General features: G+C 41.0%; 13 protein-coding genes and 1 riboswitch. Of the genes, 7 read left to right on the forward strand and 6 right to left on the reverse strand.

The annotated features are described in order from the left end of the window. Positions 1-162: 162 nt before the first annotated feature. A complete protein-coding gene (locus tag QWT69_RS03315) occupies positions 163-1,767 on the forward strand; it encodes a gamma-glutamyltransferase family protein (protein ID WP_317968952.1) in 1,605 nt (534 codons plus the stop codon). Positions 1,768-2,008: 241 nt separating this feature from the next. On the opposite strand, the gene QWT69_RS03320 is transcribed toward QWT69_RS03315, so the two are convergent. Further along, entirely contained in the window at positions 2,009-2,182 is a 174-nt protein-coding gene (locus QWT69_RS03320) for a hypothetical protein (RefSeq protein ID WP_317968954.1), read from the reverse strand. Between the two features lie 254 nt (positions 2,183-2,436). Here QWT69_RS03320 and QWT69_RS03325 point away from each other — a divergent pair, with 254 nt between their 5' ends. Further along, entirely contained in the window at positions 2,437-3,738 is a 1,302-nt protein-coding gene (locus tag QWT69_RS03325; RefSeq protein ID WP_317970875.1) for a helix-turn-helix domain-containing protein, read from the forward strand. Beyond that, entirely contained in the window at positions 3,738-3,872 is a 135-nt protein-coding gene (locus tag QWT69_RS03330; protein ID WP_317968956.1) for a hypothetical protein, read from the forward strand. The genes QWT69_RS03325 and QWT69_RS03330 overlap by 1 nt, the downstream gene beginning before the upstream one ends. Positions 3,873-4,088: 216 nt before the next feature. On the opposite strand, the gene QWT69_RS03335 is transcribed toward QWT69_RS03330, so the two are convergent. Further along, positions 4,089-4,730, reverse strand: a complete 642-nt coding sequence (locus QWT69_RS03335) for a queuosine precursor transporter (RefSeq protein WP_317968958.1) — start codon at positions 4,728-4,730, stop codon at positions 4,089-4,091. After that, positions 4,727-5,224, reverse strand: a complete 498-nt coding sequence (queF, locus tag QWT69_RS03340; protein ID WP_317968959.1) for a preQ(1) synthase — start codon at positions 5,222-5,224, stop codon at positions 4,727-4,729. Before queF ends, QWT69_RS03335 begins: the two co-directional genes overlap by 4 nt. Before the next feature lie 89 nt (positions 5,225-5,313). After that, a riboswitch (PreQ1 riboswitch) is annotated at positions 5,314-5,357 on the reverse strand. A 529-nt stretch (positions 5,358-5,886) separates the two neighbouring features. On the opposite strand from queF, the gene QWT69_RS03345 reads away from it, so the two are divergent. Continuing rightward, the gene (locus QWT69_RS03345) at positions 5,887-7,428 is read left to right on the forward strand and encodes an S-layer homology domain-containing protein (protein ID WP_317968960.1); all 1,542 of its coding nucleotides are present in this window, start codon (positions 5,887-5,889) and stop codon (positions 7,426-7,428) included. A gap of 225 nt (positions 7,429-7,653) precedes the next feature. Here QWT69_RS03345 and QWT69_RS03350 read toward each other — a convergent pair whose 3' ends face one another. The 3 genes from QWT69_RS03350 to QWT69_RS03360 form a co-directional block, all read right to left on the reverse strand. Next, on the reverse strand, positions 7,654-8,100 hold the full coding sequence (locus QWT69_RS03350; RefSeq protein ID WP_317968961.1) for a DUF4385 domain-containing protein: 447 nt from the start codon (positions 8,098-8,100) through the stop codon (positions 7,654-7,656). Positions 8,101-8,365: 265 nt separating this feature from the next. Continuing rightward, a complete protein-coding gene (locus tag QWT69_RS03355) occupies positions 8,366-10,597 on the reverse strand; it encodes a TOTE conflict system archaeo-eukaryotic primase domain-containing protein (RefSeq protein WP_317968963.1) in 2,232 nt (743 codons plus the stop codon). A 327-nt stretch (positions 10,598-10,924) separates the two neighbouring features. Continuing rightward, on the reverse strand, positions 10,925-12,610 hold the full coding sequence (locus QWT69_RS03360; protein ID WP_317968965.1) for a methyl-accepting chemotaxis protein: 1,686 nt from the start codon (positions 12,608-12,610) through the stop codon (positions 10,925-10,927). Between the two features lie 229 nt (positions 12,611-12,839). Between QWT69_RS03360 and QWT69_RS03365 the strand changes: the two genes are divergently transcribed. The 3 genes from QWT69_RS03365 to QWT69_RS03375 are packed head-to-tail and all read left to right on the forward strand — an operon-like array spanning position 12,840 to position 16,521. Continuing rightward, positions 12,840-14,051, forward strand: a complete 1,212-nt coding sequence (locus QWT69_RS03365; protein WP_317968967.1) for a hypothetical protein — start codon at positions 12,840-12,842, stop codon at positions 14,049-14,051. Between the two features lie 18 nt (positions 14,052-14,069). Beyond that, positions 14,070-15,872 (forward strand): hypothetical protein, encoded by a 1,803-nt coding sequence (locus tag QWT69_RS03370; RefSeq protein ID WP_317968969.1) that lies wholly within the window; start codon positions 14,070-14,072, stop codon positions 15,870-15,872. Positions 15,873-15,888: 16 nt separating this feature from the next. Then, on the forward strand, positions 15,889-16,521 hold the full coding sequence (locus QWT69_RS03375) for a class D sortase (protein ID WP_317968970.1): 633 nt from the start codon (positions 15,889-15,891) through the stop codon (positions 16,519-16,521). The last annotated feature ends 171 nt before the right edge of the window (positions 16,522-16,692 follow it).

The raw sequence follows: 16,692 nt of genomic DNA on the forward strand, positions 1-16,692 counted from the left end.
TAGACTGACTATTTTTGATATGCTATACTGACGAAAATCGACGGGAAAAAAATATTACTTTTTTTATATAGTAAGTGTGTTTGTTTATAGTTTGGAATCATATTTTCATCGGTTTCACTGTGCGATAGATAAAAGGTTTCATTAAATAAGGGGGATTTTACATTGGATTACTTATACAACCCAAATCCATCATACAGGTATACTGCCTTTGCTAATAATGGAATGGTAGCAACATCACAACCGCTTGCAGCACAAGTTGGAATTGAAATTATGCGCCAAGGCGGTAACGCAATTGATGCTGCGATAGCAACCGCTGCTGCACTGACTGTTGTTGAACCGACGTCTAATGGAATTGGCGGCGACGCTTATGCACTCGTTTGGGTTAATGAAAAATTACATGGTTTAAATGCTTCAGGACCTGCTCCCGGATTATTGACAATTGATGCTGTGAAAAGTGTGGGACACGAAAAAATGCCAATATTTGGTCTGACTCCGGTTACAGTGCCAGGAGTTCCAGCGGCATGGGCAGAGCTATCCCGGAAATTCGGTAAACTCTCTTTACTTGAGTGCCTCAAGCCTGCTATCCGCTATGCGGAAGACGGGTTTCCACTGACTCCGATTCTAGGTAAGTATTGGAAAATTGCTTATAACAAATTTAAAGAGTTAAATACGGACGGTGAATTTGATAACTGGTTTGCTACATTCGCGCCAAAAGGACGTGCGCCTGAAATCGGAGAAATATGGAAATCACCGGGACACGCTGCTACACTTCGTGCGATTGGAGAAACAAATGCGGAGTCGTTTTATAAAGGGGAACTAGCGGATCAGATTGATTCGTTCGTAGCTAAGAACAAAGGCTATTTACGTAAATCAGATCTAGAAAAGTATCAGGTGGAGTGGGTTGAACCTGTTTCAACAAACTATAGAGGTTATGACGTGTGGGAAATACCGCCGAATGGCCAAGGAATGATTGCATTGATGGCCTTAAATATTTTCTCTGAAATGAACCCACCAAAACCAGATAATACTTCAACACTGCATGAACAAATTGAAGCGATGAAATTAGCTTTTGCAGATGGAAAAGCATTCATAACAGAGCCGAGTGATATGCCGATTTCGGTTGAAGAGCTTCTATCTAAAGAATACGCTGAAAAACGTGCCCGAGAAGTTACGGATAGAGCACAGTTACCTGAACCGATCGAACTTCCAAAAGGAGGAACTGTGTACCTTGCTACAGCGGATGGTGACGGCAATATGGTATCGTTCATCCAGTCCAATTATATGGGCTTTGGTTCAGGAATCGTAATACCCGATACAGGAATCGCTTTACAAAACCGCGGTGCAGACTTCTCACTTGATGAAAAGCATCCAAATGCACTTAAACCCGGAAAGAGGACATATAATACGATCATCCCTGGATTTTTGACGAAAAATGGCCAAGCGATTGGACCTTTTGGGGTGATGGGTGGCTATATGCAACCTCAAGGCCATTTCCAAGTGATCATGAACACGATTGACTATAAGTTAAATCCGCAAGCGGCACTCGATTATCCGCGGTGGCAGTGGGTGAAAGATAAAACGGTCCATGTTGAACCTGGATTCCCGAACCACCTCGCGCAAGCTTTGACACGTCTTGGACACGATATCATACCAAAACTCGACACGGGTTCATTCGGACGTGGTCAAATAATATGGCGTGATCCGGAAAGTGGAGTACTGTCTGGTGGAACCGAATCACGAACAGATGGTTCAATTGCGCTTTGGTGATTTAGGATAAATACTTTTAACTTGCAAAGTATTCTGCTGCAACCGCATAGTAGAAAAGCAAAAAGCCAGTCGACTAGTAATTGACTGGCTTTTTGGTGTATCACGTATGTTTTTATTTCATGATGGTTTAGTAATAAGGAAGCACCGTAAGTATCTGATTATCTAGAAGGATTTTGGAACAGCTACATTCCAGATCTGTAGTAGACTTTTTACGATTGTGTACGTTTCATTTTCGAACTGTTTAGGAAGACATCGTTTCTAGCCATTCAAACTCCTGTGTTTCCAATACCTCATCGATATCCACTGTCGCCAAAAAACCTTCCGCTTGCATCTTCCGTACAAATTTCTTCAATTCATTTTTCATCATTAAAATTTCCATATCCTTGTAGTTTGATTCATTGAAGTTGAAATTCATTCACATCAAATCCTCTCTAATTGGTATTTTATCTAAATTTATTATCATCTAATATTCCTATTTTAATTGATGTTATTTATGTTACTTTTGTTCCTTGTTTAAAGTATAACACTTAAAATTATAGCATGTTGAAGTATAAGTTGGGACATTTTATTTGAAAAAGGCACTTTATTTAGATTTATTTAGATTTATTTCCTGATTCTTATGATATGATTACTATTAACTACGTCGAAAGGGGGGATAGTGAATTGTCGATGAAAGTGGGCCATGTCATACGTTCTGAACGTATCCGACAAGATATGAAGCAAATTGTATTGGCAAAAGGGATTTGTACACCTTCCTATTTGTCGAAAATTGAACGGAATTTGATTCATCCTAGCGATGATGTGGCAGAGCTTCTTTTGGAGCGTCTTGGCATTGATGCTACAAAATTTCATGAGCCTGATCATATAAACAGCGACAAAGAATTTATGGAACTGATCCTTGCAAGTTATCGAATGGTGATAACAAAGAAGGACAAGACCTATACGAAGCAACAGCTGGATATGTTAATGGCTATAAACCCACTATCATACGATGACTCCGTCTATTATACCTACTTATTAGTAACCTTTCGTTTCCGCTTGATTTTAGGTGGGGATTTAGAAGAAAGGAAAATTGAGTTGGATGCAGTGGATGGACTTACTTCATACTTCGATGAATTTCAGATGTATTTATTTAATATTAATAGAGGGCTGTTTTATTATGTGTCAGGAATTTTAGTGAAATCGATTCATTATTTTGAAGCTGCTTTTGAAACAATGAATAATTTGTCACTCGATGATTGGGAAGTTGCAGAACTTCATTACATGATTGGTATCACTTATGTTGCAGATAATAGAACATTACATTCTAGAGAGCATGTGCAAAAAGCTCTATCATACTTTAGTAGCCAGTTTTTGATGGGGAGAGTTATGGATTGCTATATAATAATGGGTGTTGTTCATAAACAATCCAGAAACTTTGATGAATCATTGAATGCTTATTTAAAAGCAAGGCAAATATGTGAAGAGTTTGGTTTAAATAGTAACTTGGAGTTAATTCTTCATAATATAGGTGCTTTATATGGTGTTATAGGAGATCGTGAAAAAGCAATAAAGAGCTTTAAAGAAAGTTATGAATATAATAGTCACTTAACAAATGGGCAGCTACTATCCATTCTATGTATAGCTATGGAATATTCCAAACTTAAAAATAAAAAGCTAATACTTGAATGGTGTGAAAAGGGAATAAAGCATTATGAGTTATTAGAAAATGAAGGTCAAGCTTCATATTATCATCAATTGAGTTTTATGAAATCTATGTATAGTGAAAACGGACTATGCGAAGATATCGCTAAGACCTCACTAGTCTATTTTAAAGAGAACCTGCATTATGAACTCGTTTCTAAATATAGTATTGCGTTGGCGAATTGGTATTTTGAGAATAAGAAATACAAATTATCTGCGACTCTATATGAAGAAGCACACAAATATGGTAATATTTATAGGAATATAACCGAATGGGAGGATTTGTGATGAAAAAAATGTTTGCTTTTCTAATGGTATTAGCAATTGTCGTTTCTTTCTCAACTCACCAAGTATCTGCTGCAAATTCAAAAGATGCATTGCCTGAAATCATGAGAACGTTTACAGCATTTGCAACAAGATAAGACTTTTAAAGCGCGCCCTTGAGTGGGCGTTTTTTTATATGGCAAGAGTGTGTCTGATTGTCTAACAAGTTCTCTAAATTTTAACTTCAAAAATATTGTCGAGTTCCAGTAACCCGCATAACTGTTTTTCCTGATTTATAGAATTCCCACCAAATTGTTAACTTCGAAAAAGGAAAGCCGATCAATTTACTTCATGATCGGCTTTTACATATTATTTTATTGCTGCAGTGAAACTTCCACATTCCCCAACTTCTTTTCATTCTTCCTGCAAATCGCGACCAGTAAATAGACAACGGGCGTATCCAATACGGCGATAGCAAACTTGAACAAATACTGGCTTGCAATCATACCGAGTAAGACAGAGACAGGCATTGTGCCCGCGAACGCGATTGTAATAAAGATTGTCGTATCGACTAATTGGCTGACCATTGTCGAAGCATTATTACGTACCCAGAGTTGCTTCGTTCCGTGTTTTTGTTTCAGTTTATCAAAAATCGTCACGTCGAGATTCTGACTAATCATATAGGCGACGAGACTCGCGATTGTAACCCGGAAACCGGCGCTGAAGATCGTCTCGAATGCTTCTTGGTTTTCAAAGAAGGGTGCAGCAGGTAAGTGGATGGCAATCCAGATAAACCCGATGGACAGTAGTTGGGCGATGAAACCTGTCTGGACGGTCTTTCTAGCAGCATCTTTACCATACGCTTCTGTTAACACATCCAAAATAGGGTACGTACATACATAGATAATTGCGGCGGCAGGAATGACAATCCAACTCCCAATGCTCATCAGTTTGACCGCAACAATATTCGATAAGAGTAAGAGTCCGACAAAAATCCCGCTTAAATAATACCTCATCGATTATCCACCTTTTCCGGATACATATCGTGGTTCAGTAGACGATGTTCAGCCATTTTTTCGTATTTCGTTCCCGGCTTGCCGTAATTACAATAAGGGTCGATGGATAGACCGCCGCGTGGTGTGAACTTGCCCCAAACTTCGATATAACGAGGGTCAATCAGCTTGATCAAATCATTCATAATGATATTGACGCAGTCCTCGTGGAAGTCGCCATGATTTCTGAAGCTGAATAAATAAAGCTTCAGTGCTTTACTTTCGACTAGTTTCTGATCAGGTACAAAACTAATATACATTGTTGCAAAATCGGGTTGACCTGTCATCGGACATAGTGAGGTGAATTCAGGACAGTTGAATTTCACGAAGAAATCCCGTTCCGTATGCATATTATCGACGGCCTCCAAAATACTTGGGTCGTATTCGTACGTGTACTTCGTGTTTTGATTGCCTAACAAGGTTAAATCGCTAAGTGTTTCTTCATCTCTTCCAGCCAATTAAAAAACCTCCCTGAAATTTTTGTCAGGGAGGGGCCATAGAAACAGAAAAATAAAAGCCATGTCGAATGGACATGGCGAAATTTTCGTCATCCATAGTTTTTTATAGAGGGTCGCTATGAACCTCTCCCGAACAGGGTTATACAATTCGTGTATGACTTTACGCTAAAAAAGTTGGCGTGTCAATATGAGATTGGGGGAGTATCACTAGGGATGTTAGCGCAAGTCTTAATTTTTCTAGTCATGCTGAGTGCCTATTAATCAGCAAATGCTCTGACTGCAAACTGAAAACTTGATATAGAGCGTGAAGAGTCTAAAAGTAAAATATAATTTGAAGGATAATAGATAATTAACTGCTGTAGTTTTAATGCGAAAAGTAGAGAGGGAAATAAACTTCCACATACTTTTGTAGTAATTAATGACTACTTATTAGTGGATGTATTACAATTAACTGAATCGTGTAGGGTTAATTGTATAGTGCAAAATTACCCATAAATGTTATGATTTTCATAGATACATATTTTGAAATAATAGTTGTATTGAATCGTTTCATAAAAATATCCGCAAATAGGAGGTTGTTGAATTAATGAAATATTCGCGACGTTATATGTATCGCTAATAATAATTTATGAAAATAATAAAAGAGAGAAGGTACTCATAATATGAAAAAGTTGTTGGCAAGTTTGCTTGTTTTCACGATGCTTGGCATGATGAACGCTAATTTAGCTATGGGTGCAACATTTAAAGATGTTCCCGCGAGTCACAGTAATTACAAAGATATTGAATATCTATCGAGTAAAGGGGTTATTAGCGGTTACTCAAATGGAACATTTAAGCCAAATGCGCCAGTTACTAATCGACAAGCAGCAGCAATGCTTGTAAAGATGGTGGGGTTGAAACAATCTGTTTCGAATGTATCTCCATATCGTGATGTCGGACCTAAAGATCCTGCATACCGAGAAATTTACATAGCTGCACATTCAGGATTGTTTCCGATTGGTGGATCATTTGAACCAAACGCTCCTTTGACACGAGAAGCGCTGGCAAGGGCTGTATCTGTTGCGTTTGAACTAGAAGGCGATTCACCAATTGTATTTAAGGATGTTGCGAAGTCGCATAAATCGTATTCGTATATCAATCTTTTAGCGACAAATAACATAACAACTGGATATCCGGACGGGAGTTTTAAACCAAATGGTACTGTTTCACGTGCTCACTTCTCTGCATTTTTAACACGTGCTTCAAAGCCGAATTCTACTTCTGGTAAACTAGAAAATATGGTTTTATCAAAAAAAGACGGTGAGAAGAAATTCAAGATTGCCGGTGAAGTCTATACACTCGAATCTTATTATTATGCCTCAAAAGACGACACAGCCAGTTTTGGTAAGGATAAGCACACCTATCAGTTGAAAGGTGAAAAAGGAGATATCTATATAGTTGAATATCCTTATAAAAATCAGTCTGAAAAGAACGTTCTTCTGCTCGATCTCAATAAGGAGTGGGGGAGTCATGAAAAGGTTGTTTTCAAAGGAAGCGGCTATGAAGAATACATGAGCAATTGTAGGTTTACGACATCTAACTGCGGTTCTAGTATAAGTCGTGTCGATGGCGATTCCATCGATTACTGGTCCATTCACTATAAGAATGCCGAACAGATGAAGGGAATTACTAATTTCCTGTCAGACATCAAAGGAACGATTCAAGAAAAAGGAAAGAACAAAGCATATATGAATGCAATCGGTCTATCAAACGTAGACTACTCGTTTTTTAGTTACTCTGAAGAGGATGACAACTACACTTATCGAGCGGACTTCAACTATTCACCAACAGATGTCCATGAAGAAGACTTTATCATTAAAATTTTCGAAGGTAAAATGATGAAATCGGAGATGGAAAAACTCTTATCTAGAGCTAATCGAGCAGATTTCCTAACAGTTGAAATGGTAGATGCCGATACAGCTTTAATTACAACAAATGACGCAGACACAAATGATAACTATAGTATTGTCAACGAATTACATGTTCACTCGACGTATATCAATGTTAATACAGGAGAGTTTGTAAATGTGGATGCAAGAAAATGGGTTAGTCATCTATCTTACTATGACAGTGAATCATATCGGATCAAACATAATGCTATGACGATGGAGATGTTCCCAATGACTAAAAAAGCTGCAACTGATATCTGGCGCAATTCTCGTTAATTTTTTTCTGTTAATAAGTTGATAATTCAAAATTCAGAAAATAGAAGGAAAGCCTATGTTGAATGTATCAACAGGCTTTCCTTTAATGTTTAAAGTTAAATTTTGAAACCTCCTGCTATATCTGAGAGATAGATTTGAAATGAAAAGTGGACTTAGTTGGGTTTTGATTACTTCGCAAATAGTGAAAATGAAAGGGAATTTATTTTGTACAGTTAATCTTAGTTTTTATCCATATACTTTCTGATGCGCTTTCTTTCTCTTCAAATAATCTTCATCTCCCCTAATTCTATCCCAATATTCTTTGAAAATCCGCGCAGATTCTTCTTTTACCGGGTCGATCTGTCTCTCTTTTATGCTGCCGTCCTCATTATATTTCCGTCCACCTTTGTAGTTCGTATACCGTCGCGCACGCGTATGTCCCATCTGAATGAATTTACGAGCCATGTCCATGCCGACAAAATCATCATCTTTCCTGTATTCTTCGAACAGCTCATAGATTTTCTCTGCTGATTCTTTGGCGATTTCTGGAGTCTTGAAACGCCAGTACGGAAGAATTTCACTTTTATATGGTTCCACGAGTAGAACGCCTTGTTCACCTCTACCGACTTTATAGAGCTCGGGGTGTTTGCGCAAATTAAGGTTTTCATAGTCGAGGTCATAATCGAATGCCATTTGTGGTCACGTCCTTTTTAGGATATGTTCCCTCGGTAGGGAAAATGGAAACTGGTGGATTGGCCTTTTATTCGGAGTTATGGACTTTTGGCACGGAGTTTGGACTTCTATGGACGGTTATGGACGTTTAGAGGAAAGTATGAACTTTTGCACGCTTGTTTGGACTTTTGATGTTGAAAAAACAGCCAGGCCCCGATGGAACTTGAGGCTTGGCTGTTTTTAAATTACTAAGCATTGCAAATCAAGTTGATTTTCGGTGAGGACATTAAAATAGTTTCATCTGCTCAGTTGTCGTCTGTTTATCGTCTTGTCGTACATATCCCATATTTTTAAAGCCTTTCAATCTCTTTTTCGACATATTAAGTAAAGCGGGCACCGAGCGGTCGATATAGTCATAGACTCGAACTTCATCTTTTTCATTATGTTCACGATGTAGGCGCCCAACGTATTGGGTTAGTAATCCTTTCCATGAAATCGGCATGGCCAGAAAAAGTGCATTCAGTCTCGAAAAATCGAAGCCTTCTCCAATGTATTTTCCTGTTGCAATAATGAGAAGTTCATCATCATCAGTCAGTTCACGGATTTTTTGTAATGATTGTAGCTGTTCTTTTTTCTTGAGTTCGCCTGAAAGTATAATAATATTTTTCGCAAAGCCTTTAAACATTGCAGCTAAAATGTTCACATGGCTCACTCGCTCTGTAAGAATCAAAGGTGTCAAACCTTCTTCGAGCGCGAGCAGAACATCATCGAAAATCATTTGATTGCGCTCGGTATCTTCTGCAATTTCATTGTATATATGCTGAATGTTTTCGGATTTCGTCTTATAATTCGTAAAACGTTCTTTGAGTACATGATGAAACGGGCGGATGAGTGCTTGGGCCTTGGCGTCTGTTTTATATATAATGGGTCCGCATTGCATAGTTATAATCGGATGGAGACCGTCTTTGCGGACAGGTGTTGCGGTTAGACCGTATACATATTTTGCGCGGACCATCTTCATTAATTGTTCTGCAGAAAAAGCAGAGACATGATGACATTCATCAAAAATCACTTGCCCATAGTGGGTAATGGCAGAGTGAATTCCGTTCGCTGTCAATGTTTGTAACATCGCTACATCAATAGTGCCTGTTGCTGTGTTTTTACCGCCGCCGATTTGCCCTATCTTCTTTTTAGGCAGTTTTAGAAAGAAGGATAGTTGTTCAATCCACTGGCTTTGCAACTGTTTACGATTCACGATGATGAGTGTATTCACTTTTCTTTCAGCAATTAATGCAGCTGCAGTAACGGTTTTCCCGAAACCAGTAGCGGCAGACAATACACCACAATCATGTAATAATAATTCTCTTATAGCATCTTGTTGCTGTGCAGTTAGAGTCCCGTGGAAATCGTGTTCAATTATATCTCCTCTATTTCTTTCATCAAGCCATTCTAATTTCAAGTTTAATGAGTTAGCTAATTCCTGGACAGACTGTTCGATCCCTCTTGGAAGGATTAAATGAGTATCGTTAATGTCATATCCTTCAATTCGTGCTAGAAGATGGTTCGTAGTCAGTCGTTTCGCCTTTGCTCTGTAGAACTCTGGATTGCTAAAAGAAGCCAGTTCTTTTAATTTAGAAATGACCGTTTCCGAAAGAGTATCGAGTCGTATATGGATTCCATTCTTTTTGATAGCCTGGATGATTACTGGCTGTTCATTCACCGACAGATCAGAATGAGGGAAGCCAAGTGTATGTAATGCTTTTTTAATTGTGGACTCTCCGACTTTGGTGACTGCGGATAGATATAACCATTGATCTTGAATCGGTTCAAATGAAGCGGTAAGGAATTCACTGTTGCCGTTCCTCCGTGCTTGCGGTTGCAAGGGTAAAGCGATTAAGTTACCTAGGCTACTTGAGGTCGATAACTGGTCTTGACTAGGAAATAACCGGTCGAATGAAGACAGAGAGGTCCGAAACTTTGACCGTGTGAAAGTCAGGAGTGCCTCACCAAGTCTACGTGCAAGACGTGCCGGAAGTGCCTGCGAGAAGAAAATCCAAACATGCGCACCGTTGCCCGAGCGAGATCTTTCTATATAAACTGGGATGTCGACTATTTTACAAGTATGAACGAAGTCTGTGACGTCCTGTTGCCAATTCTGTTTATCAAAGTCAGCCACAAGAAGTAAGCATGTGTCATCCGAGAGCATTGGATAAAGACCGATCGTATGTTTACCGCTGAGATGGTCATATATAGCTTGATGGCTTAGATTTTCATATCCGCCTTTTGAAACGACGGGTGCATATCCTGCTTTTCCTTCTGCCGTTTCCCACTTTCTCGCAAAAACATCTGTGCGTCCTCTAAACAAATCCGTAAATAGATGTACTTTATCTTGGACGTCTGACTCGTTCGTGATGATGTCGTCAGGATTTTTCAGTTCAAGTGTAGGCAGGTGATTTTTAATGATCAGCTTCAAATAAGCATTTTCATGGATCGCTTTTTTGTAGTCATCTAAATTCATTGTAGTCACCTCTAATGGAATTTCGATTATTGGAATTATTATAGCCCTTATTTGAGATGGATACGAGCTCTGCGGAGTTTTAAAGTATAGAAGTATGAAAGATGTGTGAGCGATAGAGATATAACGTGATCGGAATTTATTGCTTCTATTGGACTTTTATTCGGAGTTATGGACTTTTAGAACAGAGTTTGGACTTCTATGGACGGTTATGGACTTTTAGAGGAAAGTATGGACTTTTGCACGCTTTTTTGGAGTTTCGATGTGGAGGAAAATGAAAAAACAGCCAGGCCCCGATGGAACTCGGGGCTTGGCTGTTTTTGGTGGTGTTTATACTTTGAATTCTTGTATCGTTTCTTGCAAGTTCATTGCTTGTTTGCTTAAGTCGTGTGCGACGCTGTTGATTTCTTCGATTGTTGCCATTTGATTTTGCACAGCGCCTGCGCTTTGTTCGGTTTTGTTGGATGCGGCGCTTGCTTGGGTAGCGATTTCCTGGATAGAGGCTGAGACTTCTTCTGCGCTGGCGGATATTTGTTCCGTAGCGGCGGAGATGTCTTCGATTTGTGTGCCCATTGCCTGAATGGCATCGATGATGGAGATGAATGCGTCTCCTGCTTCGTCAATGACTTTTACGCCTTCTTCGACGTTTTTCAAGCTGTCGGATACGGCATTTTCAACGTTTTTCGTGTCTTCTTGGATGCCGGCTGTCAAATGGACAATTTGGTTGGCGGATGATTTGGATTGCTCGGCTAGTTTTCGGACTTCGTCGGCTACGACCGCAAATCCTTTACCATGTTCTCCGGCCCGTGCTGCTTCGATTGCTGCGTTAAGTGCCAGCAAGTTTGTTTGTTCCGTAATATCTGTTATGACTTTTGTAATGCTTTGGATTTCTTCGGTTTGTTTGCTCAACCGTTTAATGAGTTCACTCGTTAGCTGAGAAGAATCATAGATGACGGCCATTTGGTCATTGGCATGCTTAATGGCTTCTCCGCGTTCGCGTGCCAATTTTTCTGTATTTGAAGCACTTTCGTTTAACGTTTGTGCTGATTCTGCGATACGGTGAACGCCGATCGCAGTCTCTTCCATAGCGAGGGAGCTTTCTCCGGCAGAAGCGGCTGAAGTTTGGGCACCTGCCGCAACGATTTCCATACTTTCCGTCATGTCCTGTGAAGAGCGTGATACTTCTTCAGTACTTGCAGACAATTCTTCCGCTGAGGCTGTTACATGCAAAGCGTTTTCATTAATGCTTCCAATTAGCGAACGCAAATTGAGTTTCATCCGGTTGAAGGCTGTTGCTAATTCCCGGATTTCATCTTTTGATTTGACGATAATATCTTCTTGCGTCAAATCTCCGTCAGCGACAACCGTTACGCTGGAAACAAGTTTTCTAATTGGTCTCGAGATAGAGCGTTTAATGATTGTTGCGAGTAGCATGGCGAGGATTGCATCTATGATAATTGACACAATCAACGCGCGTTTGGCATCGGCTGCTACAGCAGCTGTTTCAGCATACTTTTTTTCCAAAAGAGCTGTCTCTGTTTCAGCAATTTCAGCGCCAATCTTTTCAATCGCGATGCTGTGTTTCGCTGCATTTGCATTCATTAACTTTTCCGCTTCACTTGATTTTCCGCTTTTCACTTTATCGACAACTTCGAGAGCAGCCTTATCAAAAGCGGCAATACTGACATTTAATTCATCAATCATTCCGGCTAGGTCATCAGACGTTGTATGTAGATTAAGTTGTTCCGTTGCTCTCTTTAAAGCATCTTGATGTGCTTCAAACTGTTTTAATGAATCCTCTTTGCCTTCAGATATGTAGATGCGTAAAAACATTCCTTGCATTGCCATTTCTTTTTGAATCAGTTCTGCTCGTTGGACTTGGCCCACATTCCTTTCAAGCATCTGTTCATAACCATTGGATACCGAAGACAACTGCGACAAACTGAAGAATCCGAACATGAGCAGTAGACCGAGCATAATACCAAATCCACCGTAAAGCTTTTTACCTATTGTCATTTCCCTTACCCCTCGCCCTTGTTTTATGGGTATTACATACTAACTATATCGGTGAGGAATGAAGAAATTATAGTATGTGAACTATGAAAATATGAATTTTTTTGAACTATTTTACGACCTCGAAAATGATGATGAATATATCAATGTTTCAGAATCAAATTAGCGGGTACAGCCGGAGTGTATGAATAGTTTGTAAACTTCTTTTTATTTGGAAGGAGGTGACTCGAATTTGAAGAGAATCGTTTTAACAATGACGGTATTATTCTGTTTGGTCATTGTCTCAACGGAAGTTGTGCATGCGGAAGAGAATGGTGAGAAAAGGCGAGGCTTGTTAGGCGGTTTGTTGGAACAGGTCGGTTCGACTGTGGATGAAACGGTGAATGCAGTAGGTGGTCTTGTCGGCTCTGTCGTGGAAGGTGTCGATCAGACAGTGGATGACACGGTTTCATTCACAACGGGTACGCTTGAAACTCTCGTCGATCCAAACGAGAAAAAGCCCGTCTCGAAGATTGTTGAAAACACTGTTGACCATGTCGGGAAAACAGTGAAAAATGTGGAGCCGGTATTGAAAAATACAACACAGACCATTGACACGGTAACGACGGAAGTAATTAGTGTCACAGAGGAACTACCAGAAATCCCTGTCGTGAAGCCTGTCGTCGATAAAGTCGGAAAGGTAGTCGGAAAAACTACGGGAACGTTAACCGAAACGATTGATAATACGGTGGACGAGACTGTGGAAACAGTTCAAGAGCTTCCTATAATTATTGAGGAAGTGGAAAAACCTATTATTGCAGAACGTAAACCGGAAATTCCGCAAGTCTCTGAGCCAGTTGAGCATGGAAAAGCTCCAGCAGAACCAGCTAATGCGGAACTACCCGTGCAATCCGATATGCCTCAGAAAGTTGAGAAGCCGGTGAAAACCGAAACAATTGAACCGGTTGAACAGATTGAAACGGAACGGATTGAGCGGATAACTGAAAACACGACGAAACAAGCTGCAGAACAGGAAGTCTTTGATCGAAAAACAGAACCCTTCGTAGAGGAAGCTATTGCAGAAATACCCAATGCAAGTCTGACTCAAACTAAAGCACCTGCTACTACAAACGTACCGGCGATGAAAAATACTGCTTCAATGGAAAAAGCCAAATCGTTTGAACCTCAATTGCCAATGATTCCGGCACGAATGAAATTCATTTGGAAGGAAAATCCAGTAACGATGACAACAAGTACGTCATCGATTTCAACGGCATCTGTCACAAGCGCTGGATTTACGGATTTTGTGCAAGGTGTTTTCAATTGGTTAGATAGGCAAGCACTGTTGGAAGGCAGGCAATGGATTCATTCAAGTGAAATCATGAGGAACCAATGGACGCATGCTCCACCTGGGCAACCGCCCCAACAAACTCCTTTTTTACACATCAAAATCAATACTACGTAAAAAAGGAGAGAGTTGAAAATGAAAAACAGATGGAGAACAATCAGCACGCTATCCCTTGGTGTCAGTTTGGCAATTGGTATGATGATCTCGACTGTTGAGGCATCAGAAGCGGACACTTCAACGGAGGTCAAAGAGGATTCGAAACTGCTGGATATCAATCTACCGAACTTGCCGATTTTGGGAGATGTGAAAGTGACAATCCCTGCCAAGAAAACGGATGATAAGGATCAATCATTGCTTTCAGTCGAAGTAACCGATGGAATTCTGGATGAATTGAATGTCGACGTTGGTGCTGAAAGTGAAACAGTAGACGGCGGAATAAAGAAGTCGCTGGCAACTGTTGAAGTGAAATCGGCCGTTACGAATGATGTGGACGTCGATGTTATTTCAGGAAATCAGCAGAAAGGTTCATTTGACGGCGGGCTTGTCGAAGTAAATGCCGAAGACTTACCGCTTCTCGGCGAAACGCATGTCGGTGTACTGGACAAGCATATGGTTGAAGACGGTGACAATAAATCCGTCTCTACAGGTCTTGCACAAGTCGATGTGGACGGTGATTTGCTGGAGAACACTTCTGTAAAAGTGCTTGCCGCAGAAAAGAACAATGATGCCGATGAAAATGAAAGCATGGCCGCTGTTGCGGATGTTTCGATCGGTGGCGGCGCGCTAGAAGGACTTGTAGAAGATGTGGACGTATCTGTTTTAAGAGATCGTAAGGTTAAAAATGAAAGTGTTGAACAATCAACGTCTTCCGTAGTATCAGTTGGACTTGAATCTTCATTGACAAATGATGTGAATGTCGATGTAGGTCTGCAAGATCGTAACGTAGAGGGAGAAGCATCGTCATTTGACGGTGGACTTGTTGAAGTAAATGCCGAAGACTTACCACTTCTCGGTGAAGCGCATGTCGGTGTACTGGATAAACATGTGAACGCTGATGAAGATGGTCGAACGTTTTCGACAGGTCTGGCACAAGTAGGACTTGACGGAGACTTACTAAAAGACACAACTATCGATGTGCTGTATCAAAATGGTGCAATGACGGAAGACGGTCTGTTAGTGACGAGTGGTGTTGTAGGCACCGATCTAGGTCTACTAGGACTTGAACCCGTTGCTGTGGATGTACTGAAAAGGGAAGCACTATTTCCAGTCAATACGGAAAATCCTCCGTCTACGGGTGGAGGGAATGATGACAATGAAAATACGGTTCCCCCTACTGTAATCGACCCGGTACCAGGTGACGGAAACGATGACGGGAATGGTAATGGCAATACGATTCCGCCAACTGTAATCTACCCCGCTCCAGGTAATGGAGACGGTAATGAGAACGAAGATGGCAATTCCGTACCACCCACTGTGATTGTTCCAGCGCCAGGCGATGAAGATGATTCATCCAATGGAAATGGCAATGGTAATGGTAATGGTAATGAAGGTACGGACGGCAATGACAACGGTTCTCTGGATCCTAATGGCAGTGAAGACGGTACGGCCGTAGTACCGGGAGACGGTTCTGGAATACCTCCTGCTGCCGAAAACGGAGAAGTGGATGCAGATTCGGGTAATCGTGGGAATGGAACGGACAGCAACCTAGTTCCCAGTGAAGACTCTTCATCCGCTGCATCGGAAGGAACCGTTCATTCCGCTCATGCACCGCGAGACGGAATGACGCAAGGTAATATGAATAGCCAGTCCATGCGAGGTGCATTGCCACAGACAGGCGGTACGTTTGATGGCAAGCGTCTACTAATAATCGCCGTTGTTTTCCTGATTGTCGGTGTGGGCTTGCGTAGAATTGGCAAGTCTGGACAATCGGCAGCATGAAAGTGGTGAACAGACGATGAAACGGATCATCAGATGGTCAGGTACATGTCTGATGGTGATTGGAATCGGATTGCTTGTATGGCTCATGAACGGGAATGTCAAAGCTGGTGAGCATGAGCAACAGTTGTTGGATGCATTCCAGGCGATGCAAGCGGAAGAGCCCGATTTCAGTCATAGAACGAAGGGCGAAGAAATGCCTGTACAAGCATCCATGCCTTCCACGTTCGACCATACAGACGGAAATGATGTGCAAAGAATGGAAGGAATCCTATCCATTCCGTCCATTGATATGGAAGCGCCTGTTCTTTACGGGGCGGATGCTGTAACACTCGACCAATCGCTCGGTGCCATCGAAAATATGGATTTGCCCGGGGAAATCGGTGGCAGTTATGCTATCGCCGGGCATCAGGCCCATGTATTCGGGAAGTATTTTAACCGATTGCATGAAGTGCAGATTGGTACGGAATTTACGTTCCAAACACGAAATGGTCTTCAGACGTACAGAGTGTTCGACGTCAAAATTGTCGAGCCACATGAGGTCGATGTATTGGATCCGGATCCGGAAATCGCACTCATGTCGCTCATCACGTGTTACCCGGAATATTCCAATACACATCGACTCGTTGTACAGGCGGAGTTGGTGAACTGAATAGGGTACGGAAGAAATCGGATTATCCCCTTGCGCAAGCGGATAATCCGATTTTTACGTTCGTCAATTCTTTCATTGTCGAAAGATGTTGAGAATTCCGCATATATTGATATACTAGGAGAATAGTATTATTTCGCAAGCCTAAAGATTAATAGAGGAAGCTGGGATGAA

The organism is Sporosarcina oncorhynchi (genome assembly GCF_033304615.1).
GTDB classification, from domain to species: Bacteria; Bacillota; Bacilli; order Bacillales_A; family Planococcaceae; genus Sporosarcina; species Sporosarcina oncorhynchi.